Consider the following 20,407-nt stretch of genomic DNA (forward strand, 5'->3'; position numbering starts at 1 on the left):
CATCGTCGCCGACACCGCCCAGGTCACCAGCGGCTCCGCCGCCGACAGCCAGAGCGCCTCCCTCGAGCTCGCCCGCATGAGCACCCAGCTCCAGACCCTCGTCGCCCAGTTCCAGCACTGACCCGGCGGCACGCAACCTTCGACAGCCACCGTCCCCCGGTCCTGTCGACCACCAGGTCCCGTGCCAGAATCCCCCCTGGCGCCCCGCTGGTTCCCCTGCACCGGCGGGGCGCCGCCCTGTGCCGCGCGGCCCGGGTGAGCCGGCTCGGGACCCCTCGTCCGCGGGGTCCCTCCTGCCCGGACGGACAACCCCTGGACCGTCCGTCCGGACGGAGTGACGACCTTCACGGACGCCCCCTGGTCCCGACGTCCGGCCTCGACCATCCACCGAGCTACGTTGTGCCCGACAGGCGTCGGCGCCTGCAGGAAGGACGCCCCTCGTGACCGACGCGTACCCTCCGGCGGCCCGCCCGCTGCGCGTCCTCATCGTCGAGCCGCACCCGCTCGTGCGCGAGCAGCTGCGGGCGCTCCTGGCCGCCGAGCCCGGCCTCGTCCTCGTCGGGGAGTGCACGGGTGCCGAGGCCGCACGCCGGTCGGTGGACGGCCTCGCCCCGGACGTGGTCGTGGTCGCGGTGCGGCTCCCCGACGGCTCCGGCCTGGACCTGTGCCGGGACCTGACGAGGCGGCCCCGCGCCCCGAGGGTGCTGCTGACCAGCGCCTTCGACGATGCCGCCCTGCGTCGCTCCGCGCGGGAGGCGGGGGCGTCCGGGATGGTCGCCACGCCTCGGGCGACCCGGATCCTCGTCCGGACCATCCGTGAGGTGACGGCGGGTCCGGACGGCCCCGACCTGCCCGGACACCCCTCCTGAGCCGCCCGCGCGACCGGGCGTCACCGCCCGGGGACTAGTACCTCCGGACAGGTGGGGGTGGGCCAAGGGCCAATGGCGGGTGAACGGCGGGCGAACCTACGGTTCCGCGCATGGACACGTGGAGCCCGAGCCGGCCGGAGGCGTCCCCCCTGCTGCGAAGGTCGGAGCGGGCTCCACGTGTCGTCCTCGTCTCGCACGACGGGTTCGGCCTGGGCCACGCCCGGCGCAACTCGCGCATCGCCGCCGCCGTCCGCGCCCTCGCCCCGTCGGCGGACGTCACCCTCGTCACCGGTCTGGCCAGCCGGCACGCGTGGCTGGGCGCCGACGGCGTCCGCGTCGTCCGCGTCCCGGCCGTCACCAAGGACGCCACCGGCCGCTACGTGACCCGCAGCGGCGACCTCGCCGGCACCCTCCGCGAGCGCGCCCGGGTCTTCGCGCGGGTCGTCGAGGAGGTCCGGCCCGACGTGCTGCTCGTCGACCGCCACCCCCTCGGCATCGAGGGGGAGCTGCGGCCGGCCGTGGCCGCCGCTCGCCGCGGTGGTGCCACCGTCCTGCTCGGGCTGCGCGACATCCTCGACACCCCCGCCGCCGTCCGCGCCGAGATCGAGGGCCCGGACTGGTCGGGCGCCGGACGCTGGGTCGACGAGGTGCTCGTGTACGGGTCGCCCTCGCTCTGCGACCACGTCGCCGAGTACGGCCTGCCGGTGCGCCCGGTCTACTGCGGCATCGTCACCGCGCCCGTCGCGCCACCCCGGCCCCTCGCCCCGGCGACCGGGGGAACGGTCCTCGTCACGGCCGGTGGTGGCGGCGACGGCGACGTGCTCACCTCGGTGCTCGAGGCCGTCGCCGCCACGCCCCGCTACGAGCGCGTGGTCGTCGTCCGTGGCCCCGCGGCGGGCTGGTCGGTCCCCGACCGGGTCGAGGTCGTCGCGCCGCGCGACGACTGCACGGCGCTCTACGCCGAGGCCTCGGCCAGCGTCCAGATGGTCGGCTACAACTCCGTCTACGAGGCCGTCGTCTCGGGCCTGCGCCCGCTGCTCGTGCCGCGCCGCGCGCCCCGGCGCGAGCAGGCCATCCGCGCGGGACGCCTGGCCTGCCTCGGGCTGGCCGACGTCCTCGACCCCGGGGCCGGCCCGGACGAGGTGAGCTGGCTCCTCGACCGCCCCCGGCTGCAGACCGGGTGGGACCTCGCCCGCAGCGGTCTCGACGTCGACGGCGCCGCGCGCGTCGCGGCCCGGGTGCTCGCCCACGCGGGTGCCGCCACCGCGCCCGCCCGGGTGGCCGTGCGATGAGCGGGGTCCTCGCGGTGCTGCGCCGCTTCTCCGGGCACGTGCGCCCCTACCGTCGCCTGCTCGCCCTCGGGGCGCTGCTCGCGGTGCTCGAGGTGGTCGTGCGGCTGGCCGAGCCGTGGCCGCTGCGGCTCGTCGTCGACCACGCGCTCGCCGAGGACCCCCGTCCGGTCCTCGGCCTCACCGACCCGATGGCCGTCGCGGCGCTCTCGGCCGTCGCGCTGCTCGTCGTCGTCGCGCTCGCCGCGGTCCTCGACTACTGGTCGACGCGCGTCCTCGCGTCGGCCGGGCTGCGGCTCGCGGCCGACCTGCGCGGCACCGTCTTCACGCACCTGCACCGGCTCTCGCTGGCCTTCCACGGCCGCTCGCGCGTCGGGGACCTCGCCAACCGCGTGACGAGCGACGTCGACCGCACCCAGGACATGCTCGTGCAGTCGCTCGCCGTCATCGGCCCGAACGTCATGCTCGTCGTCGGGATGTTCGTCGTCATGGTCGCGATGGACGTCGTGTTCGCCCTCGTCGCGCTCGTGCTCGCCCCGGTGCTCGCGTGGACCGTCCACCGCTCGACCGTCCGGCTCAAGCGCAGCAGCCGCGAGGCCCGCGCCGCCGACGGCGTCGTCGCCGCCGCCGCGTCCGAGAGCCTCGCGGTGATGCCGCTCGTGCAGTCGCTCGGCCTGGAGCCGACCCAGCGCAGCACCTTCGACCGGCTGACGGGCGAGAGCCTGCGCGCCGGGCTCGAGTCCGCCCGCATCCAGGCCCGGTTCAGCCCGCTCGTCGACCTCACCGCCGCCGGCTCGGCCGCCATGGTGCTCTGGGTGGGCACCTCCCGGGTCCTCTCGGGCGAGATCACCCTCGGCATGCTCCTCGTCTTCGTCTCCTACCTCGGCTCGCTCTACAAGCCGCTCAAGGCGCTCTCGCGGCTCAGCACCTCGCTCGCCAAGGGGGCCGCGGCCGCGGAGCGCATCGAGGAGGTGCTCGCCGAGCTGCCCGACGTCGCCGAGCCGGCGCAGCCGGTCCGCCCCCGACGGGCCCGCGGGCACCTGGAGTTCTCCGACGTGACGCTGCGCTACGGCAGCACGACCGTGCTCGACGGCGTCTCGCTCGAGGTGGAGCCGGGCCAGACCCTCGCCCTCGTCGGGCCGACCGGCGCCGGCAAGACGAGCCTGGCCTCGCTCGTCCCCCGGCTCGTCGACCCCACCTCCGGCGCGGTCCACCTCGACTTCGTCGACGTGCGCCGCCGGGCGCTCGCCGACCTGCGCTCGCAGGTGGCCGTCGTGCTCCAGGACTGCCTCGTGATGCGCGGGACGCTGCGCGACAACATCCGGCTCGGCGACGTCGACGCCAGCGACGCGGCCGTGCACCGGGCCGCCCGGCTCGCGCTCGTCGACGAGTTCGCCGCCCGCCTGCCCGACGGCCTCGACACCCCGGTCGGCGAGCGCGGGGCCACGCTCTCCGGGGGCCAGCGGCAGCGGCTCGCCATCGCCCGCGCGATCCTGCGCGACGCGCCGGTCCTCGTCCTCGACGAGCCGACCTCGGCGCTCGACGTCCACACCGAGGAGCTCGTCATGGAGGCGCTGTCCAACCTGCCCGAGGACCGGACGACCCTGCTCATCGCCCACCGCCTCTCGACGATCCGGTCCGCCGACGCGGTCGCCGTCCTCGACCGCGGCCGGCTCGTGCGGGTCGGCTCCCCCGACGACGTCGACGCCTCGGTCGTCCGGAGGCTCTCCGGCCCGGCCGACCGCCCGGTGACGGACCTCGCGCAGCGGCGTGCGGCGGGGGGTCGGTCGTGAAGGTCCTCTACGTCCTCAAGCGCTACCCGCGGCTCAGCGAGACCTTCGTCGTCCGGGAGCTCGCCACCCTCGAGGAGCTCGGCACCGAGGTCCTCGTCGACAGCCTCATGCCCCCCGAGGACGGGCCGCGCCACGCCGAGGTGGGGCAGGTGCGGGCCGTCGCGCGCTACCTCCCGCGCCGCGCGGGATGGGTCGGCCCCGCCGCCCGCCTCGGGCTGCGACGACCGCGTGCCGTCGTCCGCGAGGTCCGTCGGGCCCGCCGGCTGTCGTCGGCCGGGGACCGCAGCGCGCGGCGCCGCCTGGCCCACGGCCTCCTCGTCGCCGAGCGCGTGCTCGCCGAGCGTCCCGACGTCCTCCACGCCCACTTCGCGACGGCGGCCGCCGAGGTCGCCGCCGTCGCCTCGCGGGTCACGGGCGTCCCAGTGACCGTGACCGCGCACGCCAAGGACGTCTTCCACGTGCAGAACGTCGACGCCCTCGGCGGGCGCCTGGAGGGTGTCGCCGCCGTGGTCACCGTGTCGGAGTACAACGTCGACCACCTCGGTCGCTCCCTCCCGGGCGCCCGGATCCGCCTCGTGCGCAACGGCGTTCCGCTCGGCCGACCCAACCTCGTGCACGCCGGACGGCGCGACGCCCCGGTCCTGTGCGTCTGCCGGCTCGTGCCGAAGAAGGGCGTCGACGTCCTCGTCCGCGCGGTGGCCCTCGCGGCCGTCGACGACCCCTGGCTGCGCCTCGACGTCATCGGCGACGGACCGCTGCGCACGATGCTCGTCGACCTCGCCGCCGAGCTGGGGGTCGGCGACCGCGTGACGTTCCACGGGGCGATGGACTCCGCCGGTGTCGAGGCCGCCTACGCGCGGGCCTCCCTCGTCGCGCTGCCCTGCCGCGTCGACGAGGACGGCGACCGCGACGGGCTGCCGACGGTCCTCGTCGAGGCCCTCGCCCGCGGGGTGCCGGTCGTCTCCACCGACGTCGTCGGCATCCCCGAGCTCGTCCGCGACGGCGCCACCGGCCGGCTCGTGCCGCAGGACGACCCACGGGCCCTGGCCCGGGCGATCGTGGACCTGCGGTCCGACCCCGTCGCGGCGCGCGCCCTCGGTGCCGCCGGGCGCGAGCTCGTCGCCGCCGACTACGCTCCCGACCGCTCCGGGCGCGAGCTCCTCGGGCTGTGGGCGGAGGTCGCGCGATGAGGGTCCTCGTCCTGTGCACCGACCAGGGCGTCCGGGTGCCGGGCTCCAAGGGTGCCGCGCTCCACCTGCGCGCGGTCGCCGAGGCCTACGCCGCGCTCGGCCACGAGGTGCTGCTCCTCGGCGTCGCCGGCCACGGTGACCCGCCGTCGCACCCGCGGCTGCGCACCCACCTGCTCCCGCACCCGGGGCGGGCCGAGGGCGTGCTGCGGGAACGCAACAAGCTCGCCCTCGTCGAGCGCTTCGTGACGGAGGGCGGGCCGGTCGCCCGGGCCTTCGCTCCCGACGTCGTCCACGAGCGGCTGTCGCTCTTCGGCACCGCGGGGCTGCGGCTGGCCCGGGCCACCGGGGCGCGGCACGTCGTCGAGGTCAACGCGCTGCTCGCCCACGAGGAGGCGCGGTGGCGCGGGCTCGGCCACGTCGCCGTGGCCCGCGAGCGGGAGCACGCGGTGCTCTCCGGCGCCGACCTCGTCGTCCCGGTCAGCGACGAGCTGACCGCCGAGGTGCGCGCCCTGCTCGGGCCGGACGCCCCGGTCGTCACCGTCGCCAACGGCGTCGACCCGCGCCCGTTCCTGCGCCCCCACTCCCCCGGTGCCGTGCGGGCCCGGCTCGGCGTCCCCCCGGGTGCGCGGCTGGCCGTGTTCACCGGCACGCTGCGTCCCTGGCACGGGGTCGAGGTCGCCGTCGACGCGCTGGCCGCCCTCGACCCGGACGTCCACCTCGTCGTCGTCGGGGACGGACCGGTGCGCGACGAGCTCGCCGCGCGGGCGGAGGCGCGCGGCGTCGGCCACCGCGTGCACCTGGTCGGCGCGCTCCCCCACGACGAGGCCGTCGACGCGGTCCGCGCCGCCGGCGTCGCCCTCGCCCCCTACCCCGACCTGCCCGGCTTCTCGTTCTCCCCGCTCAAGGTCTACGAGTACCTGGCGGCCGGCACACCCGTCGTCGCCTCGGACCTCGGCCAGCCGCACGCGCTGCTCGCCGGCCTCGGTGTCGGCCGGCTCGTCCGACCCGGGGACCCCGCCGACCTCGCGCTCGGCATCCGCGCCGCGCTCGCGGCCGGGGCCGGCGAGGCGGAGGCCGCGGTGGCCGTGCGCGTGCGGGAGGAGTGGTCGTGGGCCTCCCGGGTCGGCGACGTCCTCGCGGCGCTCGAGCAGGTGACGACCGGACCCGGCAGCGCGGCCGCCGCGGCCGCCGACCTCCCCGAGGAGGACACGGCCGTGGCCGAGGCCCTGCGACGGGCCGACCGGGACCACACGCTCGCCGGCCTGCGGCTCGGCCGGGTCCTGCGCCGCGTCGCGGGTCGCCGGGCCACCTTCGCCGCGCGTCGCGCGGACGGGGAGGCCGTCGTCGTCAAGGCGTTCGCGTCGCCCCGCGCACGCGGCAACGCCCGACGGCTGGCCGCCCTCGCCGACGCCGGGCTCTCCGACGTCGTCCCCACGGCGCTCGCGACCTCCGACGACGGCTGCGTCGGCGTCGTGTCCTTCCGTCCGGGAACCGTGATGGAGGACCTGTCCGACGACGCCTGGCTCGACGCGTGCGCCGCGACGGGCGGCGTCCTGCGCCGGCTCCACGACAGCGGCGCCGCGCTCGACCGGCGCTGGACCTCGGCCGACGAGTGCGCCCAGCTGCTGCGCCGCGCGCCGGCCGGCTGCCGTGACGTCGCCGCGGCGGAGGCCGCAGCCGCTCCGCCGGACGGCACGCTCGTCCCGTCGCACCGCGACCTCCACCCCCGGCAGGTCGTGGCGGTCGACGGAGCCTCGGGCGTCTGCCTCATCGACCTCGACGACGCGGCCCTCGCCCCCCGCGGCCTCGACGTCGGCAACATGGTGGCCCACCTGCGCCGCGAGGTCGTCGTCGGGCGGCGCGGCCTCGAGGTCGGCGAGGCGGCCGTCGACGCCTTCCTCGGCGGGTACGGCGACGCGCCCGCCGACCTGCTCGCGTGGGAGCGCCTCGCCCTGGCCCGCCTGGCCGGCCTGGCCGAGAGCCGTCACGGCTCCCCGCAGGAGCGGGACGCCCTGCTCCGCCTCCTCGCCGAGCGCCCCGCCCCCCCGCCTCCCCCGGTCGGCCTCGTCCCGACCGGCCACGCCGACCGCCCGGTGCGGATGGCCGTCGACGAGGCGACGGGGCGTCCGGTCGTGGTCAAGACCTACCTCGGCGCGGACGGCTCGCGCGTCCACGACGACATGCTCTCCCTGTGGGCCTCTCCCTTCGGTGGCTCACCGCACCCACGGATGCCCGAGCCGCTGTCCTTCGACGCCTCGTCCGGTGACCTCGTGATGACCCGGGTGCCCGGCGAGGCCGTCGCCGTGCGCGGCGCGCTCGGCGGCTCGGTCCGTCGTGGGGCCGACGTCGGCCGGCTGCTCGCCGCCCTGCACGGCAGCGGAGCCGACCTGCACCGGGTGCGCGACCGGCGCGCCCTCGTCCGCTCGACCCACCGGAAGGTCCGCTCGCTCGAGGGGCAGGCGAGGCCGCACGTCCACTCCCTGTTCCGGGTCGTCGCGGAGGGCATCGAACGACGGTGGGCGGGAACCGAGACCGGCGAGCTGGTCCCCAGCCACGGGGACTTCTCGCCGCGCAACGTCCACGCCACCGCGGACCACGTCGCGATCGTCGACCTCGACCGGCTCCAGCTCGCCGAGCGCGAGCGCGACGTCGCCTACTGGTGCGCATGGCTGTGGGTGACCAGCGGGGGGACCGAGCCCCTGTTCACGGGGCCGGCCCGCCCGTTCCTCCAGGGGTACACCGAGGCCGCCGGCGTCCCGCTGCGCCCGGACGTGCTCGAGATGCACGCGGCCGTCGCCCTCGTCCGCATCGCCCACGGCTGGACCTCGATGCGGACGAACGACTCGGCGCGCGTCGCCCTGCTCGTGGCCGCGAGCGCCCTCGCGGACGTGCCCGTCACCCCCGTCGCACCCGGCGCGTGACCCACCGTCGTCCGGTGCCCGCCGCGTTCGTCTACTACGCCGCCGTCGACGACCTGGCCGCCCTCGACCTCGTCGACCTGCGGGTGGCGGTCGGCGGGACCGGACCGGGGCACCCCGGCGGCGACGGACCTCCCGCCCGGCGCTTCCCCCGCCCCGTCTTCACCGACCGCGTCGACCCCGTCCTGCGGTGCAGCCGGCTCGAGGAGCTCCTCACCGCGCGCACGCACGCGGAGGTCGCGGCCGACCACCGCAGCGCCCGTGCCCTGGGCCCGCCCGACCGGCCCGGCCCGCTGGTCGTCACCGTGACCCGCGGGCTGCAGCACGCCCTCGCCACCGCCACCGCGGCCGACCTGCGGGACGCGGTCGCTGCCTCCGCCGACACCGACAGGGCCGCGTGGCGGGACCGGCCGGACGTGCACCGGCTGGCGCGCCTCGCGCGTGAGGCGCTCGCCGCGGACCTGCTGCTCTACTGCCGCGTCCGCGCGTGAGGACCGGGCGGACCGTCCGGGGCCGGACGCTCCGCATCGGCCCTCACGACGCGGGTCAGGGCATCCCGTTGACGTAGGGCATCGCCCAGGCGAAGGCGCGCGCGGCGGCGGCGTCGAGGTCCGCGGCGGTGGGCGCGGGTGAGGCCTCGCCCATGCCGTGCTGGAACACCGCCACCTCGGCGACCAGCTCGCCGGCCGCGCTCGTCCTGCGGAAGGCGGCGTCGGCGACGGCCGTGGGCACGTCGAGCATCCCCCGCCACGTCCTCGATCGGGACGCCGAGCAGCAGGTCGAGGGCGGACAGCAGCCCGACGGTGAAGGCGAAGTCCGGCTCGCAGACCGAGCGCTCGGCGGCGAGCAGCTCGCAGGTGCGGGCCCGGACCAGCGCCGTCGCCAGGCCGTCGGCGCCCGCGCCCGGCCGCCCCGAGAGCAGGGTGAGTGCCACCCACTGCCGGATCCGGACCGTGCCGAGCATGACGAGGGCCTCGCGGATGCTGCGCACCTCGCGCCGCAGCCCGTGGTTGGCACCGACCGACGCCAGCTGCAGCACCTGGAGCACGAGCCCCGGCTCGCGGCGCAGGATCGACTCCAGCGCGTCCAGGTCGACGTCCTCGGTGAGCAGGGTCGTCGCGAGGTTCACGTGGGCCAGCGCGGCCGTCGGGATGGACTGGCCGCGCACCACGCGCGGCTTCTCGATGGCGTAGCCCTGGAACAGCTCGAACCCGGACTGCATCGCCCAGTCGAGGTCGTCGAGCGTCTCGAGCTTCTCGGCCAGCAGCTGCACGCCGTAGGGCCGGCACCGGTCCGCGAGCGCGAGCGAGCCCTCCCGGCCGAGGGCCTGCACGTCGATCTTGACGATCGTCGCGAGCTCCAGCAGCCGTTCGGCCCCGTCGATCCACACGAAGTCGTCGAGGGCGAGCTGGTAGCCGCGCGCGACGAGGTCGCGGCACCCCTGGACGGACTCGTCGTCGACGGTCACCGTCTCGAGCACCTCGATGACGGTGCGCGCGGGCGGGAGGGTGACCGGGGTCCTGCCGGTGAGCACGCCCCGCTCGGCGTTGCAGAAGATCACCTTGTCGCCGACGAGCTGACCGACCCCGATGGTCAGGGCACCCAGCACCACGTCGGCGGTCATCTGCTCCCCGGAGGGCAGCGGGGCGTCCGACCGGGCGGCGCGGTACAGGAGCTCGTAGCCCATCACCGCGCCGGTGCGGTCGACGATCGGTTGGCGTCCCACGGCCACCGCGGGGGCGGCCGTGGACGTCGCGGGCTCCCCTACAAGCACGGTCCGTCCTCCAGTTGTGTCGACCCCGTGATTGTGCGGGGCGACGGGAGCGCGTTTCCGCCCAACCGGGGAGGGATCAGCCGATCGTCCGACCGGACGGAGCGATCGGCCGGACTTCCTTCCCGGGCCCCTCGTCGGGACCGGCCGACCCGCCCCGGTCAGCCGCTCGTGACCGGCCGGAAGACGGTGCGGACCACCGGGCGTCCGCGCAGCCACCCGGTCACCGCGGTGAGCGGCCGGTGGGCAGCAGCCACCCCGCACCGGCCACGACGCCGCCGAGCAGGAGGCCGGCGAGGACGTCCTGCGGGTAGTGCGCGCCGACGTAGACACGCGTCAACGCCATCGCGAGCGCGGCCACGACGGCCCACCGGCCGATCCGGGGCGCGGCGACGAGGAGCCCGACGGCCACGGCCCCGGCCATCGTCGCGTGGTCCGACGGGAAGGACACGTCGGAGGTGCGCGGGACGAGCAGGAGCGCACCGGGGTGCGTCGCGTACGGGCGGGCCTCACCGAACAGCGCGGCGACGGGCTGGTTGACCGTCACCGCGACGAGCGTGCCGAGGGCGACCCACCCGGCGGCGGCGAGGTCGCGGTCACCCGCGCGGCGGGCCGCCAGCAGCGCCCACAGGGCGAGCCCGGCGAAGAGCACGACCCCGTAGGTCGCGAACAGCACGGCCGGGCCGTGCAGCCACGGTGTGGAGCGGGCGAACGACTGGACCGCGGCGAAGAGCCGCTCGTCGGGCGAAGGGGTGGGCATCGGGTGGGTGGCCTCTCTCGGGGTGACACCGCAGTGTGGGCCGCTCACCTGTGCCGGGGCTGTGGGCCACCGCCTCCTGCGCCCGCCTCGGCCACTAGTGTTTGCGCATGCACGCAAACATCGAACCTCCGGTCTGGGGTGAAGACGTCGTCACCCTCGCCGTCGAGGTCCTGCGGATGCTCGCCGACCCCACCCGCCTGCAGCTGGCCGGGCTGCTGCTCGACGAGGAGCGCTCGGTCAGCGAGCTCGCCGAGGTGCTCGAGCGGCCGGTCCCCGCGGTCTCCCAGCACCTCGCCAAGCTGCGCATGGCCCGTCTGGTCACCTCGCGCCGGCAGGGCCAGACCGTGCTCTACCGGGTCGAGAACGGCCACGTGCGTCAGCTCGTCGTCGACACCGTAGGGCACGTCGAGCACCTCCTCGAGAACGTGCCCGCCCACCACCGCAGCGAGGGATGAGCGCGATGAGCCACACCACGCGTGCGGTCGCCGGCCACGCCCACGACCACGACCGCGACCGCGACCACGACCACGACCACGACCACGACCACGACCACGACCACGACCACGGTGGCACGCCGGTGGCCCGGCTGCGGCACGCGCTCTCCGAGCTGCTCGGGGGTCACTCCCACGACGCGGCCGACCGCATCGACGACGCGGTCGAGGGCACCGCCACCGGCCGTCGGGCCCTGTGGGTCAGCCTCGCCGGCCTCCTCGTCACCGCGGCGCTGCAGGGCGTCGTGGTCGCCTGGTCGGGGTCGGTGGCGCTGCTCGGCGACACCCTGCACAACCTCGTCGACGCCGGCACCGCCGTCCCCCTGCTGTTCGCCTTCGCCCTCGCCGCCCGCGGCCGCTCGGACCGGATGACCCACGGATGGGGTCGCGCCGAGGACCTCGCCGGCCTCGTGGTCGTCGTGATGATCGCCCTGTCCGGCGTCCTCGTCGCGTGGGAGAGCATCGCCCGGCTGCTGGACCCTCGGCCCGTCGACCACCTCTGGGCGGTCGCCGCCGCATCGGTCGTCGGCTTCGTCGGCAACGAGTGGGTCGCCCGCTACCGCATCCGCGTCGGACGGCAGATCGGGTCCGCGGCCCTGGTCGCCGACGGCCTGCACGCCCGGACCGACGGCTTCACCTCGCTTGCGGTGCTCGTCGGCGCCGGCGGTGTCGCCGCGGGGTGGGGCTGGGCCGACCCGGTCGTCGGCCTGCTCATCTGCGTCGCCATCGTCGGCGTGCTGCGCTCGGCCGCCCGGTCCGTCGGCGCCCGGCTGCTCGACGCCGTCGACCCGGACCTCGTCCGCCGCGCCCGCGTCTCCGCCGCGGGCGTCGACGAGGTGCACGGCGTGGACGACGTCCGGCTGCGCTGGTCGGGGCACGCCCTCCTCGTCGAGGCCTCGGTGACGGTGGACGCCACGACACGGCTCGACGTGGCCGACGCCGTCGCTGCCCACGTCGAGGAGCACCTGCGGGCCGACCTGCCCCACGTGGGCGCCGTCTCCGTCCGGGTCCGCGCCGCCGGCACACCGGGCCGGCTGAACCCCGGACGGCGGGTCAGCCCTTGAGGAGCTGGCGGGCCATGACGATCCGCTGGACCTGGTTGGTGCCCTCGTAGATCTGGGTGATCTTCGCGTCGCGCATCATCCGCTCGAGCGGGAAGTCGCGGGTGTACCCGGCGCCGCCGAGCAGCTGGACGGCGTCGGTCGTCACCTGCATCGCGACGTCGGACGCGTAGGCCTTGGCCGCGGCGCCGAAGAACGGCAGGTCGGCGTCGGAGCGCTCCGACTTCGCGGCGGCGACGTAGACGAGCTGGCGCGCGGCCTCGAGCTGCATCGCCATGTCGGCGAGCATGAACTGCACGCCCTGGAACTCGGCGACCTTCTTGCCGAACTGCTGCCGCTCCTTGACGTACGCCACGGCCTGGTCGAGCGCGCCCTGCGCGATGCCGACGGCCTGCGCCCCGATCGTCACGCGGGTGTGGTCGAGGGTCGCGAGGGCGATCTTGAGCCCGGCGCCGACCTCGCCGACGACGCGGTCGCCGGGGATGCGGCAGCGGTCGAAGTGCAGCTCGCGCGTCGGGCTGCCCTTGATGCCGAGCTTGCGCTCCTTCTCGCCGAACGAGAAGCCCTCGTCCGACTTCTCGACGACGAACGCGGTGATGTTGTTGCCGCGCGGGCCGTCGGGGTCGGTCACCGCGAGCACCGTGTAGTACTCGGAGACACCGGCGTTGGTGATCCACGACTTCTGGCCGCTCAGCACCCAGTCGTCGCCGTCGCGCACGGCCTTGCACTTCATCGCGGCCGTGTCCGAGCCGGCCTCGCGCTCCGAGAGGCCGTAGGAGAACGTCGACTCTCCGGCGGCGAGCGGGGTGAGGTAGCGCTTCTTGACGTCGTCGTTGGCCGCGAGGAGCAGCGGCATCGAGCCGAGCTTGTTGACCGCCGGGATGAGCGAGGACGACGCGCAGACCCGGGCGACCTCCTCGATGACGAGGCAGGTGGCGAGCGCGTCGGCACCGACGCCCCCGAACTCCTCGGGCACGTGCGGGGCGAAGAAGTCCGAGGCGACGAGCGCGTCGTGCGCCTCCTGCGGGTAGCGCGACTCCTCGTCGACGGCCGCGGCGAACGGCGCGATCTTGTCCTCGGCGACGGCACGGACGGCCTCGCGGATGGCCTCGTGGTCCTCCGAGAGCCGGTAGGTGTCGAAGTCGGGGTTGCCGCTCATGGGTGCCTCTTCCGTCCGGCGGCCGGGGCCGCGCGTGGTACTCAGTCCCATCACACGATACTCAGTACCGGCGCCAGCGTCTATCGTGGGCGGTGTGACGCCCACCCCCCGCGAGCGGATCACCGACGCCGCGTTCGCCCTCTTCGCCGAGCGCGGCTTCCACGAGACGACGGTCGACGACGTCGTCGCGCGGGCGGGGGTCGGCCGCTCGACCTTCTTCCGCGTCTTCAGCGGCAAGGAGGACGCGGTCTTCCCGGACCACGAGGCGCTCGTCGCGCGCGTCGAGGAGCGTCTCGCGGCGTCCGACGCTCCGGCGCTGCAGGCGGCGACCGACGCCGCGGGGCTGGTCCTCGAGCACTACCTGGCGGAGGGCGACCGGGCCCGGCTGCGCTACCGCATCACCCGGCAGGTCGCCGCCCTGCGCGACCGCGAGGCGGCGAGCCAGCTGCCCTACCACCGCACCTTCCGGGTGTTCCTGCGCCGGCTGACCGGCGAGAGCGAGGCCTCCGACCTGCGCGCCGAGCTCCTCGCGGGCGCCGTCGTCACCGCCCACAACCACGTCCTGCGCCGGTGGCTGCGGGGCCACACCGACGCCGTCGACGCCCGCGCCGAGCTCGGCCGGGCGATGGCCGAGGTCGCCCGCTGGGCGGCGCCGTCGGGCTCCCCCGCCCCTTCCCCGCGCGAGACCGAGATCGTCGTCGTGCGCTCCTCCCGCCCGGTGGAGGAGCTCCTCCCCGCCCTGCGCGCCGCCGCCGGCGAGCCCACGACCTGACGGCCCGGGCCGGACCGCACCGGCCCCCGGGGGCGACGTGGGCCTCCGCGCCCCCTAGCCTGCCCTCATGGACGAGAGCGGCCGGCTGACCTACGTGCTGGTGGACGGCGAGAACATCGACGCCACCCTGGGCAACGCGATCCTGGCCCGGCGGCCACGTCCCGAGGAGCGCCCCCGCTGGGAGCGGGTCCTCAAGTTCGCCGAGGAGCACTGGCAGCAGCCGACCCGTGGGCTGTTCTTCCTCGCGGCCAACTCCGAGCTGCCGATGTCCTTCGTCCAGGCGCTGCTGGCCATCGGCTACCGCCCGGTGCCGCTGTCCGGCGACCCGGGCGTCAAGGTCGTCGACGTCGCGATCCAGCGCACGCTCGAGGCCCTGCAGGAGCGCTCGGCCGACGTGATGCTCGTGAGCAACGACGGCGACTTCCTGCCGCAGGTCGAGGGCCTCCTCGACGGCCGCAAGGTCGCGGTGGCGGGCTTCGACGAGTTCCGCAACCAGGCGTTCAACGCGCTCGTGGGCCGTGGGCTCGAGGCGCTCGACCTCGAGCACGACGTCCGCGCGTTCAAGGAGCCCCTCCCGCGCGTCCGGATCATCCCGATCGACGAGTTCGACCCCACCCTCTTCCTCTGACCCACCCCACCCCCACCCGACTTCTTGCGAGTTCCGCCGCTCGACACGCCGTCGCGCGGTGGGTCGAGCGGCTCAACTCGCAAGAAGTGGGGAAGTCCGGGGTTGGATGTCGCGAGCGGTCAGGCGTGGAAGAGGTCCCAGCACAGGGGGTTGCGGCGCTCCTGGTCCTCGAGGACGAGGTCGCGCACGGCGTCGGGCAGCTGCTCGCGCTGCCACGCGCACTCGGCCCGCCCCGCCGCCTCCGCCGCACCGGGCGCCGCCGACCACCGCACGGCCTTGAGGGCGTACGCGGCCGCCCCGAGGTCGTGCGCCGCGACGTGCGCGACGCAGGCCGCCTGCCCGCAGGCGTAGGCCGCGAACCGCGGAGCACCCCGCAGGTCGCGAGCGGCGCCCATCGCGTGCCCGCCGGCGGCGCGCGAGGCCATCATCCCGACCTCGCCGCGCACCCAGCCCCGGACCGCCTCGAGGGCGGCCCGGGGGCGGGGGTCGTCGGGCCGCTCGGCCTCGACGAGCGGCAGGACGCGCTCGGCGCAGGCCACCGCCCAGAGGGCCAGCAGCCGGTGGTCCGCGTCGGTGAGCGTGCCTCCGCGGCGGAGCGTCGTCAGCCGCAGGTCCCGCTCCGGCGGGAGGATCACCGGCGCCGACCGGTCACTCGCCGCGCAGCAGGTGCCACAGGTGGCCGTGGCGCTCGCGGTCGACGAGCTCCGGCATCACCTCGCGCTCGAACAGCTCGACGCCCGAGAGGTCGTAGGCCTGCTCGACGAAGTAGGTGATGGCGTAGGTCATCCCGCGCGCCTGGAGGTCCTTCAGCTTCTCGACGACCTGCTCGGGCGTGCCGACCAGGGGCCCGGTCTCGAAGGAGCGCACGGTGTCCTCGACGACGTCGTCCGGCAGCCCGGCGGACGCGTAGTGGTCGCGGATCCACGCCAGGCGCTCCTTCACCTCGCGCTCGTCGCGACCGATGACGACGTTGTAGTTGGCGCTGCGGACGATCTCGCCGAAGTCCCGGCCGATGTCGCGGCAGTGCTGCTCGAGGATCGCGCTCTTGGCGCTGAAGCCCTCGGGCGAGCCGTCGAAGTTCGTGTAGTCGGCGTACTCGGCCGCGATGCGCAGCGTCTTCCTCTCGCCACCGCCGGCGACCCACATCGGGATGCCGTTCGCGCGCGAGCCCGGCATCGACGTGCCCTGCAGCGGCTGCGGGAAGCACATCGCGCCGTCGACCTGGTAGTGGTCGCCGTCGAGCGTCGCGCGCCCGGTGGTCCACATCTGCCGCATGACCTCGACGCCCTCGCGCAGGCGGGCCAGCCGCTCGCCGGCGCCCGGGAAGCCGTAGCCGTACGCGCGCCACTCGTGCTCGTACCAGCCGGCGCCGATGCCCATCTCGACGCGCCCCTCGGAGACGGCGTCGACGGTGGCCGCGACCTTCGCGAGGTAGGTCGGCTCGCGGTAGCCCAGGCAGGTGCACATCTGGCCCAGGCGCACCCGGCCGGTGACGCCCGCGAAGGCCGCCATGAGCGTCCAGGCCTCGTGCACGCCGGCCTCGGTGGGCCGCGGCACCGGGTGGAAGTGGTCGTAGACCCAGATCGAGGTCCAGTCCTCGATGCCGTCGGCGCGCCGCGCGAGCCCGGCCATCACCCCCCAGTGCTGGGCCGGGTCGATGCCGACGAGGTCGTGGCGCCAGCCCTGCGGGACGAACAGTCCGAACTTCATCGTGGGGTCTCCTCGAGGTGTCGTGGACCTCGATCATGCCCCAGCCGGGCTCGCCGTAGGCTGTCGGCCGTGACCCACCGGATCTGCGTCGTCGGCACCTCCTACGTCGGGCTCTCGCTCGCCGTCCTCCTGGCGCGCCAGCACGACGTCATCGCCTTCGACATCGACGAGTCGCGCGTGGCCGCCCTCCGCGAGGGACGCAGCCCGATCTCGGACCCCGACATCGAGAGCCACCTCGCCGCGGGCGGGCTGAACCTCGCCGTGACGACCGACAAGGAGGAGGCCTACCGCGGGGCCGAGTTCGTCGTCGTCGCCACCCCGACGAACTACGACGAGCGGACGAACTACTTCGACACGAGCAGCGTCGAGCAGGTCGTCGGCGACGTCCGCCGCATCGCGCCCGAGGCGACCGCCGTCGTCAAGTCGACCGTCCCCGTCGGCTTCACGCGCGGGCTGCGCGAGCGGCTCGGCACCGACCGCGTCGTCTTCAGCCCCGAGTTCCTCCGCGAGGGCAAGGCCCTGCACGACAACCTCCACCCCTCGCGCATCGTCGTCGGCGACCGCAGCGAGCGCGGCGAGCTCTTCGCCCGCCTCCTCGCCGAGGCGGCGCTCGACCCCGACGTGCCCGTCCTGCTCACCGACCCCACCGAGGCCGAGGCGATCAAGCTCTTCGCCAACACCTACCTCGCGATGCGGGTCGCGTACTTCAACGAGCTCGACACCTACGCCGCGACCCACGGGCTCGACACCCGCCAGATCATCGACGGCGTCGGCCTCGACCCCCGGATCGGGACGCACTACAACAACCCGAGCTTCGGCTACGGCGGCTACTGCCTCCCCAAGGACACCAAGCAGCTGCTCGCGAACTACGCGGACGTGCCGCAGACGCTCATCCAGGCCATCGTCGACGCCAACACGACCCGCAAGGACTTCGTGGCGACCGACATCCTCGCCCGCCGCCCGAAGGTCGTCGGCATCCACCGGCTCATCATGAAGTCCGGGTCCGACAACTTCCGCAGCAGCAGCGTCCAGGGCGTCATGAAGCGCCTCAAGGCCAAGGGGGTCGAGGTCGTCGTCTTCGAGCCCGAGCTGCACGAGGACGCCTTCTACGGCTCGCCGCTCGTCTCGCTCGAGGAGCTCAAGGAGCGCTCGGACGTCATCGTCGCGAACCGCCTCGTCGACGAGCTGGCCGACGTCGCCGACCGCGTGTACACCCGCGACCTCTTCGGCAACGACTGACCCGCCGGCCCCACTCGGCCCGCGCGGCGTCCACCGTCGGTGCCGGACGCGGAGCATGATGGACGGATGGGCGCACTGAGGCACCAGAACGACCCCGACCTGATCCGCGAGCTGCTCATGGACCCCGGCATCTGGGTCGTCGTCGGGCTGTCGGACAACCGCAGCCGTCCCGCGTGGTCGGTGTCGCGCTGGATGTCGGTCGAGCTCGGCACACCGATCATCCCCGTGCACCCGAAGGCCGAGACGGTCCACGGCGCGCAGGGCTACGCCAGCCTCGCCGACATCCCCGACCAGGACCTCAAGGTCGTCGACTGCTTCGTCAACTCCTCGAAGGTGGGGGCCGTCGTCGACGAGGCCATCGAGCACAAGGACCGCCTCCAGCTCGACGCCGTCTGGATGCAGGTCGGCGTCGTCGACGTCGCGGCGGCCGAGCGCGCCCGCCGGGCCGGCCTCGGGGTCGTCATGGACACCTGCCCGAAGATCGAGTGGCCCAAGGTGCGCCGCGACGGAATGCAGCGCTGAGGCGTCGGCCCTGAGGCCTCAGCCCTGACGGCGCTCACGCAGGGCCGCGCCCTTGGCGTGCGCCTGGTCGCGCAGCGCGGTGCGGAACTCCCCCATCGCCGCGCGCAGCCGCTGCGCCTCGGCGCCCTCGCCGGCCCCGAGGATGCGGGCCGCGAGCAGGCCGGCGTTGCGCGCCCCGCCGACCGACACGGTCGCGACCGGGACGCCGGCCGGCATCTGGACGATGGAGAGCAGCGAGTCCATCCCGTCGAGGTACTTGAGCGGCACCGGCACGCCGATGACCGGCAGCGACGTGACCGAGGCGAGCATGCCGGGCAGGTGCGCGGCGCCCCCGGCCCCGGCGATCACCACGCGCAGCCCGCGCTCCTCGGCGGAGCGGCCGTACTCGAGCATCTCCTCGGGCATCCGGTGCGCGGAGACGACGTCGACCTCGCAGTCGACGCCGAGCTCCTCGAGCGCGGCGACGGCGGCCTCCATGACGGGCCAGTCGGAGTCCGAGCCCATGACGACGCCGACGACCGGCTGCGTGCTCATTCGGTGACCACTCCCTGGAGGTAGTCGGCGGCGTGGCCGGCCCGCTCGCGCAGGTCGGCGAGGTCGTCGCCGGAGACGTTGACGTGCCCGATCTTGCGGCCGGGGCGCACGCCCTTGCCGTAGAGGTGGACCTTCGCGTCGGGGTCGCGGGCCATGACGTGCCGGTAGGCCGGGTACAGCTCGGGGTAGTCGCCGCCGAGGACGTTGGCCATGACGGTCCACGGCGATCGCGGCCGCGGCGAGCCCAGGGGCAGGTCGAGCACGGCCCGCAGGTGCTGCTCGAACTGCCCGGTGACCGCGCCGTCCATCGACCAGTGCCCGGAGTTGTGCGGCCGCATCGCGAGCTCGTTGACGACGAAGCCGGGCTCGCCGCCCTCGCCCTCCACCTCGAAGAGCTCCACGGCGAGGACGCCGGTGACCCCGAGCTCCCCGGCCACGCGCAGCGCCGCCGCGACGGCGCGCGCCGACAGGTCGGCGTCGAGCGCGGGGGCCGGGGCGAGCACCTCGGTGCAGATGCCGTCGGTCTGGACGGTCTCGACGACCGGCCACGCCGCGGCCTGGCCGGACGGGCTGCGCGCGAGGAGCACGGCGAGCTCACGCCGGAAGGGAACCTTCTCCTCGAGCAGCAGCCCGGTGCCCGCCTTTTGGGCGCGGGCCAGCCAGTCCTCGAGGTCGGCGGCGGACGACACGACCGCCACGCCCTTGCCGTCGTAGCCGCCGCGGGGCGTCTTCGCGACGAGCGGCCACCCGACCTCGGCGGCGAACGCCTCGACGTCGGCGGCGGTGTCGGCGCGCGTCCAGCGGGGGCAGGGCACCCCGAGCGCGGTCAGCCGCTCGCGCATCGCCAGCTTGTCCTGCGCGAAGCGCAGCGCGTCCGGCGTGGGGTGCACCGGCACCCCGGTCGCGACGAGCTGCTCGAGCACCTCGGGCGGCACGTGCTCGTGGTCGAACGTCACGACGTCACAGGCCTCCGCGAAGGCGAGCACGGCCTCGGCGTCGGTGTGGTGCCCCACCGGCGAGCTCGGGACGACGAGGGCGGCGCTCGCGTCCTCCGCCTCGGCGAGGACGCTCAGCGTGAGGCCGAGCTCGGCGGCGGGTCCGGCGCACATCCGCGCCAGCTGCCCACCCCCGACGATGCCGACGACGGGGAACCCTCCGGGCGCACGACGTGGGGTGGTCACCCGGCCGAGGATACCGACCTGCACTCAGTAGGCTGCACGGGTGACCGCCCAGGACGCCCCCTCGCGAGGCCCCGTCTCCCGCGCCCTCGCCTCCGCGCGGGGCGCGGTCGACGTCCTCTACCGCGAGATGATCAAGTTCGGCGTCGTCGGCGCGGTCGCGTTCGTCATCGACCTCGGCGGCGCCAACCTCCTCTGGCACACCGTCCTCGCCGACAAGATCACCACCGCGAAGATCATCTCCGGCGCCGTCGCGACGCTGTTCGCGTGGATCGGCAACCGGCAGTGGACCTTCCGGCACCGCCGCAGCCGCCCGGTGCACCACGAGGTGGCGCTGTTCTTCGGGGTCAACCTCGTCGCGCTCGGCATCTCCGCCGTCATCCTGGCGTTCTCGCACTACGGGCTCGGCTTCGAGAGCCGGCTGGCCGACAACGTGGCCACCGTCGTCGGCATCGGCCTCGGCACGCTCTTCCGGTTCTGGGCCTACCGGCGGCTCGTCTTCTCGCACGAGCCCCTCTGAGGC

General features: G+C 75.2%; 20 protein-coding genes. 13 read left to right on the forward strand and 7 right to left on the reverse strand.

Features of this window, described 5'->3' with window-relative positions:
* The first annotated feature begins 440 nt into the window (after nt 1–440).
* The 6 genes from KMZ30_RS20310 to KMZ30_RS20335 all read left to right on the forward strand — a co-directional run bounded on the left by KMZ30_RS20310 (nt 441) and on the right by KMZ30_RS20335 (nt 8,550).
* Nucleotides 441–869, forward strand: coding sequence for a response regulator (locus KMZ30_RS20310; protein ID WP_215514547.1), 429 nt, complete (start codon nt 441–443; stop codon nt 867–869).
* Nucleotides 870–979: 110 nt separating this feature from the next.
* Nucleotides 980–2,161, forward strand: a complete 1,182-nt coding sequence (locus KMZ30_RS20315) for a glycosyltransferase family protein (RefSeq protein WP_215514546.1) — start codon at nt 980–982, stop codon at nt 2,159–2,161.
* Entirely contained in the window at nt 2,158–3,951 is a 1,794-nt protein-coding gene (locus KMZ30_RS20320; RefSeq protein ID WP_215514545.1) for an ABC transporter ATP-binding protein, read from the forward strand. The genes KMZ30_RS20315 and KMZ30_RS20320 overlap by 4 nt, the downstream gene beginning before the upstream one ends.
* A complete protein-coding gene (locus tag KMZ30_RS20325; RefSeq protein ID WP_215514544.1) occupies nt 3,948–5,141 on the forward strand; it encodes a glycosyltransferase family 4 protein in 1,194 nt (397 codons plus the stop codon). The genes KMZ30_RS20320 and KMZ30_RS20325 overlap by 4 nt, the downstream gene beginning before the upstream one ends.
* Nucleotides 5,138–8,062, forward strand: coding sequence for a glycosyltransferase (locus KMZ30_RS20330; protein ID WP_215514543.1), 2,925 nt, complete (start codon nt 5,138–5,140; stop codon nt 8,060–8,062). The genes KMZ30_RS20325 and KMZ30_RS20330 overlap by 4 nt, the downstream gene beginning before the upstream one ends.
* A gap of 14 nt (nt 8,063–8,076) precedes the next feature.
* Complete coding sequence (locus KMZ30_RS20335; protein WP_215514542.1) at nt 8,077–8,550, forward strand: hypothetical protein; 474 nt, start codon at nt 8,077–8,079, stop codon at nt 8,548–8,550.
* On the opposite strand, the gene KMZ30_RS20340 is transcribed toward KMZ30_RS20335, so the two are convergent.
* On the reverse strand, nt 8,529–9,785 hold the full coding sequence (locus tag KMZ30_RS20340) for an EAL and HDOD domain-containing protein (RefSeq protein ID WP_215520181.1): 1,257 nt from the start codon (nt 9,783–9,785) through the stop codon (nt 8,529–8,531). The two genes, KMZ30_RS20335 and KMZ30_RS20340, sit on opposite strands and share 22 nt — an antisense overlap.
* Before the next feature lie 268 nt (nt 9,786–10,053).
* Nucleotides 10,054–10,590 carry a phosphatase PAP2 family protein gene (locus KMZ30_RS20345; protein ID WP_215520182.1) on the reverse strand — a complete coding sequence of 179 codons (537 nt, stop codon included), beginning with the start codon at nt 10,588–10,590 and terminating at the stop codon, nt 10,054–10,056.
* Nucleotides 10,591–10,697: 107 nt separating this feature from the next.
* Here KMZ30_RS20345 and KMZ30_RS20350 point away from each other — a divergent pair, with 107 nt between their 5' ends.
* Together KMZ30_RS20350 and KMZ30_RS20355 are read left to right on the forward strand one after the other, a co-directional pair.
* A complete protein-coding gene (locus KMZ30_RS20350; protein ID WP_215514539.1) occupies nt 10,698–11,045 on the forward strand; it encodes an ArsR/SmtB family transcription factor in 348 nt (115 codons plus the stop codon).
* 5 nt (nt 11,046–11,050) lie between these two features.
* Nucleotides 11,051–12,145 carry a cation diffusion facilitator family transporter gene (locus KMZ30_RS20355; RefSeq protein ID WP_215520183.1) on the forward strand — a complete coding sequence of 365 codons (1,095 nt, stop codon included), beginning with the start codon at nt 11,051–11,053 and terminating at the stop codon, nt 12,143–12,145.
* Here KMZ30_RS20355 and KMZ30_RS20360 read toward each other — a convergent pair.
* Nucleotides 12,135–13,301, reverse strand: a complete 1,167-nt coding sequence (locus KMZ30_RS20360) for an acyl-CoA dehydrogenase family protein (RefSeq protein WP_215514361.1) — start codon at nt 13,299–13,301, stop codon at nt 12,135–12,137. The two genes, KMZ30_RS20355 and KMZ30_RS20360, sit on opposite strands and share 11 nt — an antisense overlap.
* A gap of 94 nt (nt 13,302–13,395) precedes the next feature.
* Here KMZ30_RS20360 and KMZ30_RS20365 point away from each other — a divergent pair, with 94 nt between their 5' ends.
* Both KMZ30_RS20365 and KMZ30_RS20370 read left to right on the forward strand, forming a co-directional pair.
* Nucleotides 13,396–14,073, forward strand: a complete 678-nt coding sequence (locus tag KMZ30_RS20365; RefSeq protein WP_215514362.1) for a TetR family transcriptional regulator — start codon at nt 13,396–13,398, stop codon at nt 14,071–14,073.
* A gap of 67 nt (nt 14,074–14,140) precedes the next feature.
* Complete coding sequence (locus KMZ30_RS20370; RefSeq protein WP_215514363.1) at nt 14,141–14,701, forward strand: NYN domain-containing protein; 561 nt, start codon at nt 14,141–14,143, stop codon at nt 14,699–14,701.
* Nucleotides 14,702–14,820: 119 nt separating this feature from the next.
* On the opposite strand, the gene KMZ30_RS20375 is transcribed toward KMZ30_RS20370, so the two are convergent.
* Both KMZ30_RS20375 and KMZ30_RS20380 read right to left on the reverse strand, forming a co-directional pair.
* Nucleotides 14,821–15,336 (reverse strand): putative immunity protein, encoded by a 516-nt coding sequence (locus KMZ30_RS20375; protein ID WP_215514364.1) that lies wholly within the window; start codon nt 15,334–15,336, stop codon nt 14,821–14,823.
* Between the two features lie 13 nt (nt 15,337–15,349).
* A complete protein-coding gene (locus tag KMZ30_RS20380; protein ID WP_215514365.1) occupies nt 15,350–16,411 on the reverse strand; it encodes a TIGR03560 family F420-dependent LLM class oxidoreductase in 1,062 nt (353 codons plus the stop codon).
* 69 nt (nt 16,412–16,480) lie between these two features.
* Here KMZ30_RS20380 and KMZ30_RS20385 point away from each other — a divergent pair, with 69 nt between their 5' ends.
* A complete protein-coding gene (locus tag KMZ30_RS20385) occupies nt 16,481–17,650 on the forward strand; it encodes a nucleotide sugar dehydrogenase (RefSeq protein WP_215514366.1) in 1,170 nt (389 codons plus the stop codon).
* Between the two features lie 66 nt (nt 17,651–17,716).
* Nucleotides 17,717–18,172 carry a CoA-binding protein gene (locus KMZ30_RS20390; protein WP_215514367.1) on the forward strand — a complete coding sequence of 152 codons (456 nt, stop codon included), beginning with the start codon at nt 17,717–17,719 and terminating at the stop codon, nt 18,170–18,172.
* A gap of 18 nt (nt 18,173–18,190) precedes the next feature.
* Here the strand turns inward: KMZ30_RS20390 and purE are convergent, their stop codons facing one another.
* Both purE and KMZ30_RS20400 read right to left on the reverse strand, forming a co-directional pair.
* On the reverse strand, nt 18,191–18,706 hold the full coding sequence (gene purE, locus KMZ30_RS20395) for a 5-(carboxyamino)imidazole ribonucleotide mutase (RefSeq protein WP_215514368.1): 516 nt from the start codon (nt 18,704–18,706) through the stop codon (nt 18,191–18,193).
* On the reverse strand, nt 18,703–19,887 hold the full coding sequence (locus KMZ30_RS20400) for a 5-(carboxyamino)imidazole ribonucleotide synthase (RefSeq protein ID WP_215514369.1): 1,185 nt from the start codon (nt 19,885–19,887) through the stop codon (nt 18,703–18,705). Before KMZ30_RS20400 ends, purE begins: the two co-directional genes overlap by 4 nt.
* A 40-nt stretch (nt 19,888–19,927) precedes the next feature.
* Here KMZ30_RS20400 and KMZ30_RS20405 point away from each other — a divergent pair, with 40 nt between their 5' ends.
* Nucleotides 19,928–20,404, forward strand: a complete 477-nt coding sequence (locus KMZ30_RS20405) for a GtrA family protein (RefSeq protein ID WP_308279889.1) — start codon at nt 19,928–19,930, stop codon at nt 20,402–20,404.
* The last annotated feature ends 3 nt before the right edge of the window (nt 20,405–20,407 follow it).

This window comes from Phycicoccus mangrovi (genome assembly GCF_018729305.1).
GTDB classification, from domain to species: Bacteria; Actinomycetota; Actinomycetes; order Actinomycetales; family Dermatophilaceae; genus Phycicoccus; species Phycicoccus jejuensis.

Excerpts from the sequence above, each read along its gene's own strand:
- KMZ30_RS20315 (WP_215514546.1), top strand. The coding sequence starts at position 980 with ATGGACACGTGGAGCCCGAGCCGGCCGGAGGCGTCCCCCCTGCTGCGA.
- KMZ30_RS20320 (WP_215514545.1), top strand. The coding sequence starts at position 2,158 with ATGAGCGGGGTCCTCGCGGTGCTGCGCCGCTTCTCCGGGCACGTGCGC.
- KMZ30_RS20330 (WP_215514543.1), top strand. The coding sequence starts at position 5,138 with ATGAGGGTCCTCGTCCTGTGCACCGACCAGGGCGTCCGGGTGCCGGGC.
- KMZ30_RS20345 (WP_215520182.1), bottom strand. The coding sequence starts at position 10,590 with ATGCCCACCCCTTCGCCCGACGAGCGGCTCTTCGCCGCGGTCCAGTCG.
- KMZ30_RS20350 (WP_215514539.1), top strand. The coding sequence starts at position 10,698 with ATGCACGCAAACATCGAACCTCCGGTCTGGGGTGAAGACGTCGTCACC.
- KMZ30_RS20355 (WP_215520183.1), top strand. The coding sequence starts at position 11,051 with ATGAGCCACACCACGCGTGCGGTCGCCGGCCACGCCCACGACCACGAC.
- KMZ30_RS20360 (WP_215514361.1), bottom strand. The coding sequence starts at position 13,301 with ATGAGCGGCAACCCCGACTTCGACACCTACCGGCTCTCGGAGGACCAC.
- KMZ30_RS20370 (WP_215514363.1), top strand. The coding sequence starts at position 14,141 with ATGGACGAGAGCGGCCGGCTGACCTACGTGCTGGTGGACGGCGAGAAC.
- KMZ30_RS20380 (WP_215514365.1), bottom strand. The coding sequence starts at position 16,411 with ATGAAGTTCGGACTGTTCGTCCCGCAGGGCTGGCGCCACGACCTCGTC.
- KMZ30_RS20390 (WP_215514367.1), top strand. The coding sequence starts at position 17,717 with ATGGGCGCACTGAGGCACCAGAACGACCCCGACCTGATCCGCGAGCTG.
- purE (WP_215514368.1), bottom strand. The coding sequence starts at position 18,706 with ATGAGCACGCAGCCGGTCGTCGGCGTCGTCATGGGCTCGGACTCCGAC.